This window comes from Pseudomonas oryzihabitans, from assembly GCF_007665395.1.
In the GTDB taxonomy this organism is placed as follows: domain Bacteria; phylum Pseudomonadota; class Gammaproteobacteria; order Pseudomonadales; family Pseudomonadaceae; genus Chryseomonas; species Chryseomonas psychrotolerans_C.
This window is the reverse complement of sequence record NZ_VDND01000001.1, coordinates 131,440-147,207: the sequence shown is the minus strand read 5'-3', so window position 1 is coordinate 147,207 and position 15,768 is coordinate 131,440. Positions and strand designations below refer to the sequence as shown.

Annotated in this window: 13 protein-coding genes and 1 pseudogene; 1 reads left to right on the top strand and 13 read right to left on the bottom strand. The window is 69.5% G+C overall.

Annotated elements, in window-relative coordinates:
• A pseudogene (locus FSV73_RS00655) lies at positions 1 to 776 on the bottom strand (SDR family NAD(P)-dependent oxidoreductase).
• Between the two features lie 87 nt (positions 777 to 863).
• On the opposite strand from FSV73_RS00655, the gene FSV73_RS00650 reads away from it, so the two are divergent.
• On the top strand, positions 864 to 1,760 hold the full coding sequence (locus FSV73_RS00650; RefSeq protein ID WP_145002400.1) for a LysR family transcriptional regulator: 897 nt from the start codon (positions 864 to 866) through the stop codon (positions 1,758 to 1,760).
• A gap of 5 nt (positions 1,761 to 1,765) precedes the next feature.
• Here the strand turns inward: FSV73_RS00650 and FSV73_RS00645 are convergent, their stop codons facing one another.
• The 12 genes from FSV73_RS00645 to FSV73_RS00590 are packed head-to-tail and all read right to left on the bottom strand — an operon-like array spanning position 1,766 to position 15,706.
• On the bottom strand, positions 1,766 to 2,380 hold the full coding sequence (locus FSV73_RS00645; protein ID WP_145002398.1) for an RraA family protein: 615 nt from the start codon (positions 2,378 to 2,380) through the stop codon (positions 1,766 to 1,768).
• Entirely contained in the window at positions 2,377 to 3,150 is a 774-nt protein-coding gene (locus FSV73_RS00640; protein WP_145002396.1) for an IucA/IucC family C-terminal-domain containing protein, read from the bottom strand. Before FSV73_RS00640 ends, FSV73_RS00645 begins: the two co-directional genes overlap by 4 nt.
• Entirely contained in the window at positions 3,141 to 3,938 is a 798-nt protein-coding gene (locus FSV73_RS00635; protein WP_145002394.1) for an ABC transporter ATP-binding protein, read from the bottom strand. Before FSV73_RS00635 ends, FSV73_RS00640 begins: the two co-directional genes overlap by 10 nt.
• A 10-nt stretch (positions 3,939 to 3,948) precedes the next feature.
• Positions 3,949 to 4,980: a FecCD family ABC transporter permease gene (locus tag FSV73_RS00630; RefSeq protein WP_145002392.1), complete on the bottom strand. Its 1,032-nt coding sequence runs from the start codon at positions 4,978 to 4,980 to the stop codon at positions 3,949 to 3,951.
• Complete coding sequence (locus FSV73_RS00625) at positions 4,970 to 5,971, bottom strand: FecCD family ABC transporter permease (protein ID WP_145002390.1); 1,002 nt, start codon at positions 5,969 to 5,971, stop codon at positions 4,970 to 4,972. The genes FSV73_RS00630 and FSV73_RS00625 overlap by 11 nt, the downstream gene beginning before the upstream one ends.
• The gene (locus FSV73_RS00620) at positions 5,968 to 6,885 is read right to left on the bottom strand and encodes an ABC transporter substrate-binding protein (protein WP_145002388.1); all 918 of its coding nucleotides are present in this window, start codon (positions 6,883 to 6,885) and stop codon (positions 5,968 to 5,970) included. The genes FSV73_RS00625 and FSV73_RS00620 overlap by 4 nt, the downstream gene beginning before the upstream one ends.
• Complete coding sequence (locus FSV73_RS00615; protein WP_145002386.1) at positions 6,875 to 8,725, bottom strand: IucA/IucC family protein; 1,851 nt, start codon at positions 8,723 to 8,725, stop codon at positions 6,875 to 6,877. The genes FSV73_RS00620 and FSV73_RS00615 overlap by 11 nt, the downstream gene beginning before the upstream one ends.
• The gene (locus FSV73_RS00610) at positions 8,722 to 9,498 is read right to left on the bottom strand and encodes an HpcH/HpaI aldolase family protein (RefSeq protein WP_145002384.1); all 777 of its coding nucleotides are present in this window, start codon (positions 9,496 to 9,498) and stop codon (positions 8,722 to 8,724) included. The genes FSV73_RS00615 and FSV73_RS00610 overlap by 4 nt, the downstream gene beginning before the upstream one ends.
• Positions 9,492 to 11,333 (bottom strand): IucA/IucC family protein, encoded by a 1,842-nt coding sequence (locus tag FSV73_RS00605; RefSeq protein ID WP_145002382.1) that lies wholly within the window; start codon positions 11,331 to 11,333, stop codon positions 9,492 to 9,494. The genes FSV73_RS00610 and FSV73_RS00605 overlap by 7 nt, the downstream gene beginning before the upstream one ends.
• Positions 11,330 to 12,736, bottom strand: a complete 1,407-nt coding sequence (locus FSV73_RS00600) for a DHA2 family efflux MFS transporter permease subunit (RefSeq protein ID WP_145002380.1) — start codon at positions 12,734 to 12,736, stop codon at positions 11,330 to 11,332. Before FSV73_RS00600 ends, FSV73_RS00605 begins: the two co-directional genes overlap by 4 nt.
• Positions 12,733 to 13,941: a type III PLP-dependent enzyme gene (locus FSV73_RS00595; protein WP_145002378.1), complete on the bottom strand. Its 1,209-nt coding sequence runs from the start codon at positions 13,939 to 13,941 to the stop codon at positions 12,733 to 12,735. The genes FSV73_RS00600 and FSV73_RS00595 overlap by 4 nt, the downstream gene beginning before the upstream one ends.
• Positions 13,934 to 15,706, bottom strand: coding sequence for an IucA/IucC family protein (locus FSV73_RS00590; RefSeq protein ID WP_145002376.1), 1,773 nt, complete (start codon positions 15,704 to 15,706; stop codon positions 13,934 to 13,936). The genes FSV73_RS00595 and FSV73_RS00590 overlap by 8 nt, the downstream gene beginning before the upstream one ends.
• Positions 15,707 to 15,768 lie beyond the last annotated feature (62 nt).

Sequence of the window (15,768 nt, the reverse complement as noted above, 5' to 3'; positions counted from 1 at the left end):
TCAGGCTCCCTTGTTTTCGATGCGGCTGTTGCCGCCATCCACCACCAGGCATTCACCGGTGATGTAGCTCGCCTCGGGCGAGGCCAGGAAGGCCACCGCCGCGGCGACCTCGGCTGGCCGCCCGGCCCGCCCCACGGGAACCCGGGTCGCGGCCTGCAATTCTTCCGGCAGGCTGGAGGCGGTCTCGATCCAGCCAGGCGCCACCGCGTTGACCGTGATGCCCTGCCCAGCCACCTCCAGCGCCAGACTCAGGTTCATGCCAACCATCGCGGCCTTGGCCGCGCTGTAGGCCGCCGCCCCTGGATGCCGGCGCGGGTCCCCGTGGCGGAGCTGACATGGACGATGCGGCCATAGCCGCGTGCCTGCATGCCGGGTAGCAGGGCACGGGTGAGCAGGAAGGCGGTGGTCAGGTTGCGGGCCAGGGACAGGTTCCATTCGGCCAGGCTCAGGCGGGCCAGTTCGGCCAGGGGCTCGGGGCTGCCCTGCATCGTCATGCCGGCGTTGTTGACCAGGATATCGATCCGTCCCCAGCGCGCCTCGGCCCACTGGGCGAAGGCGCCGACCGCGGCCTCCTCGGTGAGATCGAGGACGCGGCCGTCGGCGTCGACACCGGCTTCGCGCAACTCCTCCACCCGCTCCAGGAGGCGGGCGCTGCTGGCGGTGACGATCACCCGCGCCCCCGCGTTACCCAGGCGCCGCGCGATGGCCATGCCGATGCCGGCCTCGCTCCCCGCGCCGCTTACCACCGCCACCTGCCCCGCCAGCGTCTCGCCCATTTCCCTGCCCGCCCTGGTGGTTTGGCTGGACTCTAGGCCTAACGCACTGATACAAGAAGACGATCGTTATCAGCAAAAGTGACAACCATGGCCTTCAGCAGCGAAACACTCAGGGTCTTCCTCGCGGTGATCGACGAAGGCTCCTTTTCCGCCGCGGCGCGGGCCCTGGGGCGCGTGCCCTCCGCCGTCAACATGACCATCTCCCAGCTGGAGGCCGAGCTGGACCTGGTGCTGTTCGACCGCGCCACCCGCAAGGCCCTGCCGACCGCGGCGGCCCGTGCCCTCGAACCCCAGGCCCGCCAGGTCGCCAGCCAGCTCAATCTGCTCGATGCCCACGCCCTGCAGTTGCATGCGGGATTGGAGCGGCGCTTCGTGCTGGTCATGGCGCCGGAGCTGCAGACCGGTGCCTGGAGCCGGCCGCTGGCTACCCTCGCCAAGGAATTTCCAGCACTGGAAATCGAGATCCGTTCGGCGGCGCGGGCCGAGGCGATCCGCCTGCTGCACGAGGGCAGCGTCGACATGGCGCTGATCTTCGAACGGCCGGGGATCGACGAACACGAGGGGTTCGCCGAAGCCGGGAGCCAGCTGCTGACCGCGGTAGCCGCCCCTGGTTATCCCTTCAGCCATGACGGTCGGCCGCTGGGCGAGACCCTGATGGCCGATACCCGCCAGATCGTCGCGGCGGGCGGCGATCGCAATGCCTCGGATCCGCAGATCGTGCTCTCGCAACGGATCTGGCTGACCGACAGCTACCTGGCCACCCTCGACCTGGTGCAGGCCGGCCTGGGCTGGGCCTATCTGCCCCATCCCCTGGTCCGCCCGCTGATCGCCGCAGGTCTCCTGGAACAGGTGCAATTCGACAACATGGCCAGCCAGATCCGCCGCTGGATCGACGTCATCTGGATCAAGAACCGCCCCCAGGGGCTGGGCGCCCGGCGCTATCTGCAACTGCTTCGCGAGCAGATCGGGAGCAAGCCGGAGTAAGACCGTCAGTGACCCGGCGTCAAGAGCTCCAGCAAGTGCGCCCGTCGCTCACGGTCCGCCGCCTCCTTGGCCAGCGCCCCGGGCAGCAACTGGCTGGCCAGCGCCGGCGGCAGAATGAACAGGCCATCGTCGTCCCCCAGGGCCAGGTCACCCGGGCGTATCCTGGTGCCGCCCAGCAGCAGCTCGACGTTCAGCTCACCCCGGACTTCCCCGCCACGCGTGGTCAGGGCGCTGATACCGCGATGAAAGACCGGCAGGCCGAGCTGGCGAATCGCCTGGACGTCGGTGATGGCGCCATTCACCACGACCCCCGCCAGGCCCTTGACCAGGGCCGCCAGGGTGCGCAATTCGCCCCAGCAGGCACAGTGGGGATCCCCTACCGCGTCGATCACCAGGACATCGCCCGGCTGGCTGCCGATCAACGCCTCGCGCAACAAGGCCCCCTGCGGCAGGAGGATGCGGGCGGTCACCACGCGGCCGAGCAGCCGACTGCCGGCGACGGCAGCCTTGAGGTCAGGCAGGTAACCCGTCGCGGTGAGATGTCCCAGGGTGGAGGCGGCGATCGTGTCGTAGCCAGCCAGCAGCTCGGCCGGCAAATGGGCGGGCGTGGCCAAGGTCATGAGGCCTCCCGCGGTCTAACCAGCGGGCAGTTCGAGCAGTATTCCGCCGGCGCCGTGGCCTGGTAGTAGAAGCAGCAGGTGCGACGGAAGCGGATGTCGCGGCCGGCGGCGTTGCGGGTTGCGGACCGCCGGAACTGGGCCAGCGGATTGGTCTCCAGCCCTAGCTCAGCCGGCGTGGCGGCCAGCAGCCAGGCGAAGTCCTCGGCACAACGCGTACGGACCACAGGATCGGCGAGCTCGACCAGGCGCCGGTCATACAGCGAATACAGCCGCACCGCGGCATTTTCCCAAAGGATGCGCGGGGAGACGCGGCCGGCCCGGGCCAGGGTTTCCCACAGTGGTCGCAGCAGGTCACCGAACAGGCTGCGGGCCGCCAGGGCCCGGATGGTAGCGTGATCCTCGACGCCGGACAGCGGCCGGGTATCGGTCAACGGCAACGCCGATTGCCAGCGGCCCTGGGCATGACCATCCTCGATCCAGACATTGCCAGGGCTCAGGTCCAGCCGCAGGCCATAGGCCGACAGGGCGTGAAAGGCTACCCCGGTGGTGAGGAAGCCCAGGCGTTTGGTCAGCAGCGAAGCCGCGACGCGTCGAGAAGGCGCGCCCAGCCGGGCGGCCAGGTCGTCGAGCCGCTCGGCGCACTGGGCGGCATCCAGCCAGGCGGTGACCGGCTGGCTATGACAGGGGTCGCGCTCGCTGGCCTCGCGCAGTCCGAAGGTGTCACGCAGGACGCCCACCTGGTCGCAGGCCAGGCTCGGCCTCAGGCACATGGCGGTACCTCGCGGCCGAAGGGAATGCATAACGGCGTGCCGAAATAGGGATCGGCGATGATTCGGCATTCCAGGGCGAACACCTCGCGCACCAGGGCCTCGGTCAACACCTCGGCGGGCGCGCCCTGCGCGTAGGCGGTGCGCTGGTGGACCGCCACCAGGTGATCGGCGTAGCGGCAGGCGAGGTTCAGGTCGTGCAGCACCATGACCACCGTCTTGCCCTCCTCCCGGTTCAGCGCCCGCAGCAGGTCCAGCACCTCGATCTGGTGCGCGAGGTCGAGATAGGTGGTGGGCTCGTCCAGCAGCAGGCAGTCGGTGTCCTGGGCCAGGGTCAGGGCGATCCAGGCGCGCTGCCGCTGGCCGCCGGAGAGATCGTCCACCGGTCGCTCCGCGAGCTCCAGCAGATCGGTGAGGCGCAGCGCCTTGTCGACCGCCGCCGCATCCTCCGCCGACCATTGGCGCATCCAGTTCTGGTACGGATAGCGGCCCAGGCTGACCAGCTGCCGCACGCTGATGCCCTCGGGCGCTACCGGGGTCTGCGGCAGTACCGCCAGCTGGCGCGCCAGGGCGGCGGTGGACTGCCGATGGATGTCCTGGCCGTCGAGCAGTACCTGGCCATGGCGAGGTTCGAGCAGACGGGCACAGGCCCTGAGCAAGGTACTCTTGCCGGAGCCATTGCTGCCGATCAGCACCGAGACCTGGCCCGGCGGTAGGTCGAGGTCGAGCGCCGCGATGATGGTCTGGGTGCCATAGCCGAGCGTCAGGCCGCGGCTGGCCAGGGTTGCCATGAAGACTCCTTCAGGAAGGCTGCCGGATCAGCAGGTAGAGAAAGAACGGTGCGCCCAGGGCCGCGACGAAGATGCCCGCCGGCAGGTCCAGAGGCAAAAACAGGGTACGCCCGATGAGGTCGGCGAGCATCAACAGCATGGCCCCCACCAGCGCCGCCATCCACGCCTGGCCGGCGAAACCTCCCGCGACCAGCCGCCGGGCGAGATGGGGCGCGATGAGGCCGACGAAGGCGATGGCGCCCCCCCATGCGATGGCCACCCCCGCCAGGGCGACGGCCAGCGTCAGCAAGGCCGCGCGCTGCACCTGCAGGCGGACGCCGAGGCCAAGCGCCAGGTCGTCGTCGAGCGACTGCATGACGGCGTGGCGCGCCAGGGCCGCCAGCGGCAGCAGCAGCGCCAGCCACCAGAGCGCCAGGGCCCGTACCTCCGGCCAACTGGCGCCATAGACGCTCCCGGTTAGCCAGACGTAGGCCGAGAGCGTGGTGGTCAGGGGGCTGAATACCAGCAGGAAGGTGGTGGCCGCGGCGAGCATGGTCGAGACCCCGACCCCCACCAGCACCAACCGCAACGGCGAAGCGCCCTGGTTCCAGGCCAGGCCATAGACCAGCAGCGCCGCCAGGCCCGCGCCGAGCATGGCGGCCAGCGGCAAGCCGCCAGGCCCCAGGCTTCCCGCCAGCAGCGCGAGATAGGCCACCGCGCCGGCACTGGCCCCGCTGGTGATGCCCAGCAGGTCCGGCGAGGCCAGCGGATTGCGTACCTGCCCTTGCAGCAACAGGCCGGAGACCGCCAGGGCGGCACCGACCAGGCCCGCCAGTAGCGCCCTTGGCAGGCGCAGTTGGGTGACGATGAAGTCCAGGCCTGGCTCCTGCCGCCCGACCAGGGTGCCGACCACCTGCGCGGGGGTCAGCCAGACCTTGCCGAGGCACAGGCAGCCCAGGAGTACCGCCAGGGCCACCAGCGCTACCCCGGCCACTAGAGCCAGGGCGGCCGGCGCCAGCCGCCGGGAAAAGCGGCCGAGCCGCCAGGCGATTTCAGCGGCCATGACGACCTCCGCGGCGGGCCAGATGGATGAAGAAGGGTCCACCGAACAGGGCCGTCATGATGCCCACCGGCACTTCCTGGGGCAGGATCACCACCCGCGCCAGGCTGTCGGCCAGCACCAGCAGCAAGGCGCCCCCCAGGGCGCAGCCCGGGATCAGCCAGCGATGCTCGTGGCGCGCCCGGGCCAGCAACCCTCGCACCAGGTGCGGCACCAGCAGGCCGATGAAGCCGATATTGCCGGCCAGCGCCACGGCGCTGCCGGCCAGGCCGATCACCAGAGTCCCGGCCAGCAGCCGGATCAGCCCGATGGGCTGGCCCAGGCCACGGGCCAGGTCGTCACCGGCGACCAGCACATCCAGCTGCGCCGCCAGCACCCCGGCGGCGCCCAGGGCCAGCAGGCTGAATACCAGTAGCGGCGTGACGGTGGCGAGGTTGCGTTCACCGACCGAACCGGCCAGCCAGAACAGCACGCTGTCCAGGCCCTCCTGATTGACCACCAGCAGCGCCTGGCTGAAGGCGGTGAACAGTGCCGCCAGGGCAGCGCCGGCCAGTACGATGCGCAGCGGCGTGAGGCGCGCCTGGCCCTGGTTGCCCAGGATCCAGACCAGCGTACCGGCCACCGCCGCCCCCAACAGCGCGCAGAGCATCCAGCTTGCGGCGCTGGACAGCCCCAGCAGCGTGATGCCCAGCACCAGGGCGAAGGTGGCGCCGGCGTTGATGCCGAACAGCCCCGGCGAGGCCAGGGGATTGCGGGTCATGGCCTGCATCAGGGCACCGGCCACCGCCAGGTTGGCGCCTACCACCAGGGCGACCAGCAGGCGCGTCAGGCGCGTGGTGTTGACCAGGGTGGCGTCCAGCGCCAGCGAGGGCTCCTGCAGCAGGGCCGCCACCACCGTAGTAGGCGCGATCCAGCGGGCGCCGACCGAAAGGCTCAGCACGGCAGTCAGCGCCAGGGCCAGCGCGAGCAGCAGCAGTCTGAGGGGCACGGTCATGCGACCCCCTCGGCGGCCAGCATGCGCTCGATGTCGTCCAGCAGCAGATTCGCCGCCAGGATACCGCCGGCGAGACTCCAGGCCACGCCGTCGACCCGCCAGACTTGCCCGTGGCGCGGCGCGCTCAGCCGTTGCCAGAGCGGATGCTCGACCAGGCTCGCGTAGTTGCGCTGCACCGCCGCCTGGTCGGCGCGGAGGAAGACGAAGAAGACCTCGGCGTCCACCACCGGCAAGCTTTCCCGATTGGTCAGCTTGAGCGAGGGCGCCTGGCTGCCCTGGCTGGCGGCCGGCCAGGCGAAGCCCAGCTCGCTGAGTACTCGCCCGGCGAAGCTGTCGGGCAGGTAGCTGCGCAGGTGGTCGGCGCGCACGTCGAGCACCGCCACCGTGGGCGGCCACTGGGCTGCATAGTGATGCTGCAGCGCAGCGCGCAAACGGGCGATGCGCGCCTGCCAGGCCTGCAGCAACGCGGTGGCCCGGGCTTCGCGTCCCACTGCCAGGCCCAGGGCGCGCAGGGTCTGCTGGAATTCGAAGACCTCCTCCAGCATCACCACCGGGCAGAGCTGTTCCAGCAAGGCGGCGATGCGGCCATGGCGAAAGCGCGAGGCGACTATCAGCTCCGGCGCCAGCAGTGCCAGGTCCTCCAGGCTGGGCTGCGTCTCGAGGCCCAGCGAGGGGACGCCCGCCAGCGCCGGACGCAGGTACCGATAGACCGGCTTCTCGCTCCAGGACTCGACCACGCCGCACGGTGTGAGACCCAGCGCCACGGCGCTGTCGGTAGCTCCCTGGAACAGGGTGGCGACCCGTGTCGGCTGAGCCCGGGCCACGCCCGGCCCCAGGAGCAGGCCGCTCGCCAGAGCGCCGCCGAACCCGAGCAGGCGGCGGCGGCTCAGCGCCGACGAACCCCTAGCGGGCATGCGTCACCTGGTGAAAGGGGTTGGCCACCCTGCCCTTGCCGAACGGCATGCTACCCGGCCCGCCGGCCCGCTCGATCATCGGGCGCAGCAGCCACTTCTGTGGCCAGTCCGGCGCCTCGAACAGCGTTTCCCGGAGTAGCGACCGGGCCTCGGTATCGAAGTCCAGGGCGGCGATGCGCTCCTCCAGCACCTCCCGCAGCAGGGTCCAGGCGGTGGTCAGCGGCAGCTCGTAGCAGTCGGCGAGGGTCTCGAAGATGGCCCTGAGGTTGACCTGGATGCCTAGGGTCTGGAACCAGAACAGCAGGTCGCGCGGATGCTCGTGGTAGAGCGTCTGGGCGTGGCCGGGCTTGATCCGGTACTGCGGATCGGCCAGCCCCTGGCGCTCCAGCCAGGGGACGTACAGGCGCAGGGAGTCGTGATCGCGCAGCAAGAGGCCCTGGATGTGCCCGGCGCGCCAGACCAGTACCGCATTCTGCCCGTGCACCTCGCCCAGCAGGCCGAGGCGGAACAGGCGCAGGTTGAGGTCGATGAAGCGATGGCATAGCTCGCCGAGCAACCGCGCGACGTTGGCCGGGGTCGGCGCCAAGGCCCGCGCGGCCAGCCAGTCGTCGAAGAAATGCCGGCGACTGCCCGGCAACGGCGTGCCGAGGGCGGCCATGGGTAGCAGGCGGCAATCCGGATCGGCCAGCAATGCCGCGGGATAGCCACGCACCATGGCCGACAGGTGCCGCGGCGCTTCATCGAACAGCGTCGCCGCCGGTGGCATGAAGGCCCACCAGCGACGCTCGTCGCACAGGTGCAAGCCCTCGGCGAGTAGCGGGTCCAGGGTGCGCGCCTGGCGCAGCAGGGCCTCGCTACGCTCTCCGTTGATCATCTTCACGGCGGGCAGGTAGCGCGACGCACCCAGGGAATACACCGCCATCGGCAGCTTGAGCTGGTCCACCCCGGGTCCCTCTTCCATGATCATGGAGCGCAGTGACGAGGTGGCGTGGCAACGCGCCGCCGCAAAATCCAGATGCTGGCAGACACCGCTGGCGAAGGCCTCGTCCAGGCGGCCCGGCAAGCCTTCCGTGCGTTGCCAGGGATGCAGCGGCAACGCCACGTGGGTCTGCGCCAGGCCACGCTGGCGCAACTCGGCGCGCAAGGCGTCGAGGTCGGCCGGCGCAAGCAAGGCCTCGGCCGGTCCCTCGGCGTCCGGCGCCACGCCCTCCCCGCACAGCACCTGGTCGCGCCGCACCGCCACCCAGGCCAGGCGTACGGGCTGCGCGAATTCGGCCTGGTAGGCCTGGTAGTCGGCGTCATTCAGTCCCAGCTTGGCCTTGGCCAACGGGTGGTACGGGCGGTCGCGCAGCGCGGCCCAGCGTTCCAGTTGCAGGAAGGCGTCGCGGCCGCGGCCCTCCAGCAGCGGCCCGGGAACGAGCGGCTGGCCCAGGGACAGGGTGGTCTGCCGCAGGCTCGTGGCGAGGGTCTCACGCAACAGGGCGATGCCCCTGGCCTGCTCGGGCTCCGCTGCTGCCCGGGCGAACACCAAGGCGACGAAGGCATCGGGCGACAGCGTGCTCCAGGCGTCGCCCTGGCGTGCCATCACCGGGGTGCCCGGTACCTTCTCCCAGGCCTGGGTGATGCCTGGGCGCACCAGCGCGGCGAGGAAACGCTGCTCGCTGGGGTCGCCGCACCATTCCCACAGGCGGACCTCCGGCGTGGCTCCTTGCATGGCAAGGGGATGCTCCGCGACGACCGGTTCCAGGGTCACCGCCTCGCCCGCGAAGACGTCTTCGGCGAGCAGGCAGTCGAACAGGTCCTGCAGGACCAGGTCAGTGGCGAGGGTGTGGGCGATCATGAGGGTTCTCCACGGGAATGGGCGGCCAAGCAGGCCTGCAAGGCGCGAAAGGCAATACCGCGCTCGTCGCCGAGCACGAAGGTGGTGACGCCCCGGCCGCGCCAGAGGTCCAGTTCCTCCGGTCGCCGGGGGATGGCGCAATAGGGAACGCCCTGGGCATGGGCGGCGGCCCAGGTCCGGCGCAGCGCCTCCTGTACCTCAGGATCGGCGATCTGCCAGGGTCGCCCCAGGGATTGCGACAGGTCCGCCGCCCCTTCGAGCAGCAGATCCAGCCCTGGCACGGCGGCGATCTCCGCTGCGCGCGCGACGCCGACGGCGCTTTCGATCATGGCGACCACCATGATCTGCCGGTTGGCCCGGGTGACGTAGTCGGCCAGGCTGGATTTGCCGAAGGCCCCCGGGCGCCCGGCGTTGAGACTACGCTCGCCCACCGGGTGGTACTTGCAGGCGCGCACGGCCGCGGCCAATACCGCGGGATCTTCGACGCAGGGCAGCACGATGCCCTGGGCGCCAGCGTCCAGCAGCCGCAACATCCGCTTGGGCTCGGCATCCGGTACCCGCACCAGCGGCGTGAGGTCATAGCCCTCGGCGGTGCGGATCATGTTCTCCAGGGTTTCCGGATTGATCAACACGTGTTCGGTATCGATGATCACGAAGTCGTAACCTGCTTCGGCGATCAACTCGATGCTGGCCGGCGTCGGCAACGACGCGAACAGCCCCTGACTGGGCGCGCCGGCGGCCAGGGCGGCCTTGAGTCGATTGCGCCTCAGCATGGGGTGGGCCGGAAGGCGTACAACGGGTTGGCCACCGCCTTGAAGCGCCGCTCGCCATCGCCCAGCAGGCGTCGCTTGGTCAGCTCCTCCACCTCGAAGGTTGGGGCGAAGACATCGAACAACGCATAGCGCTCGCGGTGCTGCGGATGAGCACGCTGGTAGTCGAGGATGACCCTGGCGGTCGTCCGCCAGAAGTCGGCCTCGGGCAACGCGAAGTGCTGCCGTAGAAAGACCGCCAGTTCGCCCAGGGCGATGAAGAAGAAGGCATCGCAGGTGAAGTCGCGTACCGCCTCCACGTCCTCGGTGAGGATGAAGGAGTTGCGATTGATCCGCGCATGGCTCGCCGGCAAGGGCTCCAGAGTCGGGCGTAGTTCCGGACGTGCCAGGTGGCGCTCGGCGTAGCGTACGCCGTCGTGGAAGTCCTTGAGGGCGATGCGCAGCGGCCAGCCGTCACGGTGGATCAGCACGATGTTCTGGCCATGGGACTCCATGCCGATGCCTTCGGCGTGGAGCATATGCATGAGCGGCGTCACCGTCACCTTGAGCAACTGCTGCAGCCAGGCGTCCAGGCCGTGGCGCTCGATCCACGCGGCGACGAAGGGCTGCGGCGCGCCCTGGCCATAGCGATTCTCCACCTGGGTCAGGCCATTGAAGGGCACGCCCTGCTCGCCGGGGCGCAGGTAGGTATGGAGGCTTTCACGCCAGACCGCGCCCAGGGTGCCGTAGACCTGCCCGGCCCGGCTCGCCGGCAGGTCGCGACTGTCGAACGCCACCCCGGCAACCTCGCCGAGTACCACGAAATCCAGGTCGCGGGCGGTGGCGTCGGTTTCGATCAGTCGCTGCAGCCAGTCGGTGATGAGCGGGCCGTTGAGCACCGTGTGGCGCGCCAGGATACGGGTGCTGGAGGTGTTGGTCAGACACATCGCCAACTTGACGTAGGGGCGCTGCGGCGCGCTGCGGTTGGCCAGGGTGCGGATGGACTGCTGGGCCGCGTACCGGTCGCTGGAGGTGCCCAGGTAGAGCAATTCGCCGCTCACCAGTTCGGGCTGGAACAGCGCCGCCAAGTGCTGCTCCCATTGCCAGGGATGCACCGGGATCAGTTGGTAGTCGCCCAGGTCCCGCCCCTGTTCGCGCCACTCGGCGGCCAGGACCGCCCAGCGCTCCGCGCCGAATTCCTCGGTGAGGAAGGCCGGGAAATCCAGGCGCCTGGAATGCCCCACCGAGGCCCGCTTACGCGCCAGAGCCAGCCAGACCAGCTGGATCGGCTCGCCGAACTCGGGGCCGTAGCGACGGTTTTCCTCGAGCGAGAAGCCGATCCGCGACTTGTAGCAGGGATGATAGCCATGGGCGTCCATGAAATGCCGCTCCAGGTCGTCCACGTCCAGTTGCTCGGGTGGGCATGCCGGCCGATACGGCTGGCGACGCGCCTGCAGATCCTTGAGCAGCGTCTGCTCCAGCTCCTGGACGAAGCGTGGCCAGAGCGGCGATTCGCCTTGCTCGGCGAGCAGCTCGGCCAGGGTCTCGTGCAGGGTCGGGGCGCGGCTGCCCTGGGCGTCCTCGCGCACCAGGCGCTGCGGATCCAGACGGATCAGCCCGAAGCTCGCGTGCGCCGGGCCTATCCCCCGATACGCTACCGGGCTGCCGTCGGCGGCGGCTCCGGCCAGGCAATAGCGCGCCTGGCCATCGGCCTGGGGCTCTACCTGGGCCGCGAGTACCCCTTCGTAGATCAGGGTCTGCAGCAGTTGCGCCACGACGCGCTGCTCGACCTGACGGTAGAGGTCGGCATCGGCCGGCGACGGCCAGGGCTGGATCGGGAGCGGAAGAAGAGCGTTCATGGATACCTCCGAGCGGGAGCGGATTGAGCGATGGGGAAACGCCAGGCCCAAGGCAAAGCGAGCAGGATGAGGATGCCGGTGGCGATGAAGGCATCCTGGATGGCGACGCTGGTGGCGGCCTGGCGCGGCCCCCAGCCGGCAGCGCCACCGAGGCGCAGCTCCAGCCACAGCGAGGCCGCGACCACGGCCACCGAGGACAGCAGCCGCCGGGCGATGTTGTTCATCGCCGCGCCCTCGGTGACCTGGCTGTCCGGCAGGGTATTGAGCCCGGCGGTGGTGGCCGGCATATAGGAAAGACCCAGACCAACGCCGCGCAGGACCATCAGCGCGCAGATCCAGGCCAGGCCGGCATGGGCGCCGACCACCCCGAGCGCCAGGGTGGCAACGCCACTGAGTAGCAGCCCACCGGCGATCACCTCGCGGGGTCCGCGCCGGTCCAGGAGGCGACCGCCGACCTGGCCGAACAGGGCTGCCGCCAGGGCCGTGCAGAGCAGTGCCAGCCCGGTCCAGAGAGCACCGTGTCCCAGTACCAGCTGGATCAGCAGGGGCAGCAGCAGCAGGCACTCGAACATGCCCACCGCCTGGACCACGGCGATGACGACGCTGGCCCGGTAGCCGCGCTGGCCGAACAGCCGCAACGGCAGCAGCGGATGGGTTCGCCGCAGTTGCAGGCGGACGAAGCCGAGCAGGCACAGCGTACCGGCCACCAGTGCCAGCAGATTCAGCGGCTCGGCCAGGGCTGCCAACCCGCGCAACCGGCCAAGGGTCACCAGCAGCAGCCCCAGGCCGCTGGCGACCAGCAGGTAGCCGGCCAGATCGAAGGGTTTGCGCTCGGTGGGGCCATCCGCCGGCAATACCACCTGCCCCATGGCCAGGGCCAGCAGGCCCACCGGGACGTTGAGCAGGAACAGGGCGCGCCAGTCCCACAGCTGCAGCAGCAGACTGCCGCACAGGGGCCCCACCGCCGGCGCCAGCATCACCGCCCCACCCCACCAGCCGGTCACCCGGCCCCGTTCCGCCTTGGGGTAGACGGAGAAAATGAGGCCCAGCGCCAGGGGAATCATCAGGCCGCTGGCCACGCCCTGGATGACCCGCGCCACCAGCACGCCGGTGATGGAATCCGCCAGGGCACCGACCGCGGAGCCGCCGATGAAGGCCAGCAGGCCAACGCGGTAGAGCCGCCGCCGCCCGACCCGGCCAGCGAGGAAACCGGTCAGCGGCATGGTGATGCCCATGGCGACCATGAAGCCCGCGACGATCCAGCTGGCCGGCAGCGGGCCCAGGTCGAAGGCGGCGATGAATGCCGGCAAGGCCGGGTTGAGCGCGGTATTGGCCAGGCTGACGGTGACGGTTCCCAGCAACACGTTCACCGCCACCCAGCGCCGCGGTACCGTTCCCCTCACGGTGTGGCGCCCTCGGTCGCCGGGAGGAACAGCTGGCGCGGTCGCGGATGGCAAAGGAAGTCCACGTGGGAGATGTTGTAGCCATAGGCGCCGGCCAACGGCAGCACCAGCAGGTCCCCGACCCGCACGTCACCCAGCGGCCGGGCGCGACTGAGGATGTCCTTGGGGGTGCAGAGTTGCCCTACCACCGTCCAGGCGGTAGTGGCCCCGTCGGTGCCACGAGGTTCGCGCGGCAGGTGCAGGACCGGATGATCGTGCCCCTGGGCCACCGGCAGGCGGAACTGATGGGTCCCGCCGCGACAGACCAGGAAATGCTGCCCATGGCTGGTCTTGGTATCCAGCACCTCGATGGCGTAGTAGCCACAGAAGGCCGCCAGGAAGCGCCCCGGCTCGAAGCGGATCAGCGGTGGCGCCACCTGTTCGGCCAGGCGCGCGCCCAGGTGGCGACACAGCCGTGCCCAGTCGAACAGGCGCCCTTCGCGATAATCCACCCCGATTCCGCCACCGACGTTGAGCCTTACCAGCTCATCCGGGCGCTGGGCCAGGCTTCGCCAGTGCGACCAGCGCTCAAGATAGAAATCCAGCAGCTGCAGGTGCCGCTCCACGGAGTGCTGGTGCGACAGGGCATGCACGTGGAAGCCGCGGAGTTGCAGATGGCTCGCCGCCTCCACCGCCGCCACGGCGGCCGGCAGGTCCGCTTCGTCGAAACCGAAGGGCGTGGCGGTACCGGCCATGGCAAGGGTGCTGGAGAGCCCCGCGGGCAACTGCGGGTTGATGCGGATGTAGACCGGCTGCCTGCGCTCCAGCGAGCAGGCCAAGCGTTGCAGGCGCTCGATCTCGCCCAGGCTTTCCAGGTGGATGGCCTCGACCCCGGCGCTCAGGGCGGTGCGCAGGTCGGAATCCAGCTTACCAGGCCCCGAGAAGACGAAGGGCTTGGCCAGCGAGCAGGCAGCCAGCCGGTCGATCTCGCCGCCCGAGGAGATCTCGAAGCCATGTACCAACGGGGCGAGGGTCGCCAGGATCGGTGCCTCGCTATTGGCCTTGATGGCGTAGAACAACTCGACACCCGGCGGCAATTCCGCCCTCACCGCAGCGACGTGTCGCTGCAGCGCGTCCAGGTCGTAGACGAACGCGGCCAGCGGATCGCTCGATTGAGCCTGGGCCTCGATCACGGCCTCGCGTACCACGGCGGGCAACTTACCCATGGCGCACCTCCGCGCCCCAGGGACAGGCCAGCTGCACGTAGCCGGCCTGGCGATCGGCCTGGGCCGCCAGGCGGACCTTGAGATTGGTCTTGCAGGGAATCGGTTGCCCGGCGATCAGCGCATCCAGCTCAGGCGCGGCGTGGCGCAGGTCCTGGCGAATGGCGATCAGCTCGGCCTCCACGTGCCGCCATAGCTGCGGCGCCAGGTGCGGACGCTCCCAGCTCAGGGCCAGTACCGCCTCGGCGAGGTGGTTGACGAACAGGCAGTAGGCGATTCGCCGCCAGCCCTGGTTGCGGCTATAGAGCAGCGACTGGCGCACCCGCGGATGGACAGTGGCGTCCAGGGCTTCGGCGCCCAGGGTATCGGTCAGCTTGATGCCTTCGAAGTCACGCAGCAGCAGCCGCAACGGGCGACCGTTGTCATGCACCAGCACGCAATTCTGCAGATGAGGCTCCAGGACCACGCCGTGGTCGAAGAACAATCGCAGCACCGGTCCCAGCAGCAGGCGCTGGTACTCCTGGAACCAGGCCAGACGGACCGCATCGCTGGGTTGCGGTCCGCTACCCTGCACCAGGAAGCCTTCCAGCAGGGGTTGCAGGCGGGTATCGCGGGCGAACAGGGTACCGGCGAGCAGGCAGCAGTCGGCGCCGTGCTCCAGGCAGAAATTCTCGCGCAGGATGGCGCCGGTCTGCTCGCGGAACCAGCGTTCGTCCTCGGCGCTGGCGGTGGCCGGGGCCCAGCTCAGGGCACCCGGTTCGCGCACCAGGTCCAGTCCCGCTACCCGCCCTTGCAGCCGCTGCATGAGGCGGTCGATGATCAGGGTGCTTTCCAGCTCGTACCAGGCGTTCTTGCGCACGCAATTGGTGATGCGCACAGTGAGCGAACCCTTGATGAAGAAGGCGTGGCCTTCGCGGTACCAGGTGCGCATGGACGCAGTCGGGCTGGCCAGTGCGCCGCTGGTGCCAAGATCGTGGACGAGGCCTGCCGCGCGCAGCGCCTGGACCCGCGGGTCGGCGAGGAAGAGCTGCGCCTGTACCGGATGCAGGACGATGCGGGCCCGCTCCGGCCCGGTGTTGGCCTGGTCGACGAAGCCTTGCAGCACCTCGGCGTCGCTCAAGCCGTTACCGGCCACCCGGAGCCCCGCCAGGGGCACTTCCAGCACATGCAGACGGGTACTGGTGTGCAACTCAGGGGCGTAGGCCTCAGCAGGGAGTGGCTCCGGCCAGCGCCGCGCCTTGGGCGCCGGATGGTTGGGATGGCCGAACCACAGGCCCTGCTCGCTGGACAGATAGTCGCTGAGGGGCGCTGGATGCCGCGAGACCTGGGCGTGATCGACGATGGCCGCGGTCAGTCGTTGACTCTGCAAGACCTGTTGCAACAACTCGCCATTGTGCGAACCGGCCAGTTCGCGGCAAGCCTCCAGCAGAAAGTCGATGAAGGCCGGAAAGTCCGGGCAATACCAGGCTTCTTCACCACGGCGCACATAGATATCGGATAGATAACGCTGACTGCCGAGTTCATCGCGGCGATCAACTACCAGGAAGAATTGGCGCTGGCCGGGAAAGTTGATGAAGAGCGGTACACCGCCCGTCTGCAGCCAGTTGAGATAGTTGACCGAGTCGATGCCACGCCGCTCTTCGGGCCACTTATAAGCGAGGCATCTTTCCGGCAAGGCGAATTCCTTGATAAGACAATTCATCAGGGCATGGGAAGACGCCAGCTCGCTGACGATTCGGGACAGTAAGGTGGATTGGGCGGTAGTCATGGCAGTTTCCAAGAGGTTGCGCGTCCCTGCGGGCAATCCGGTGTCACGGCACTCTCGCGGTG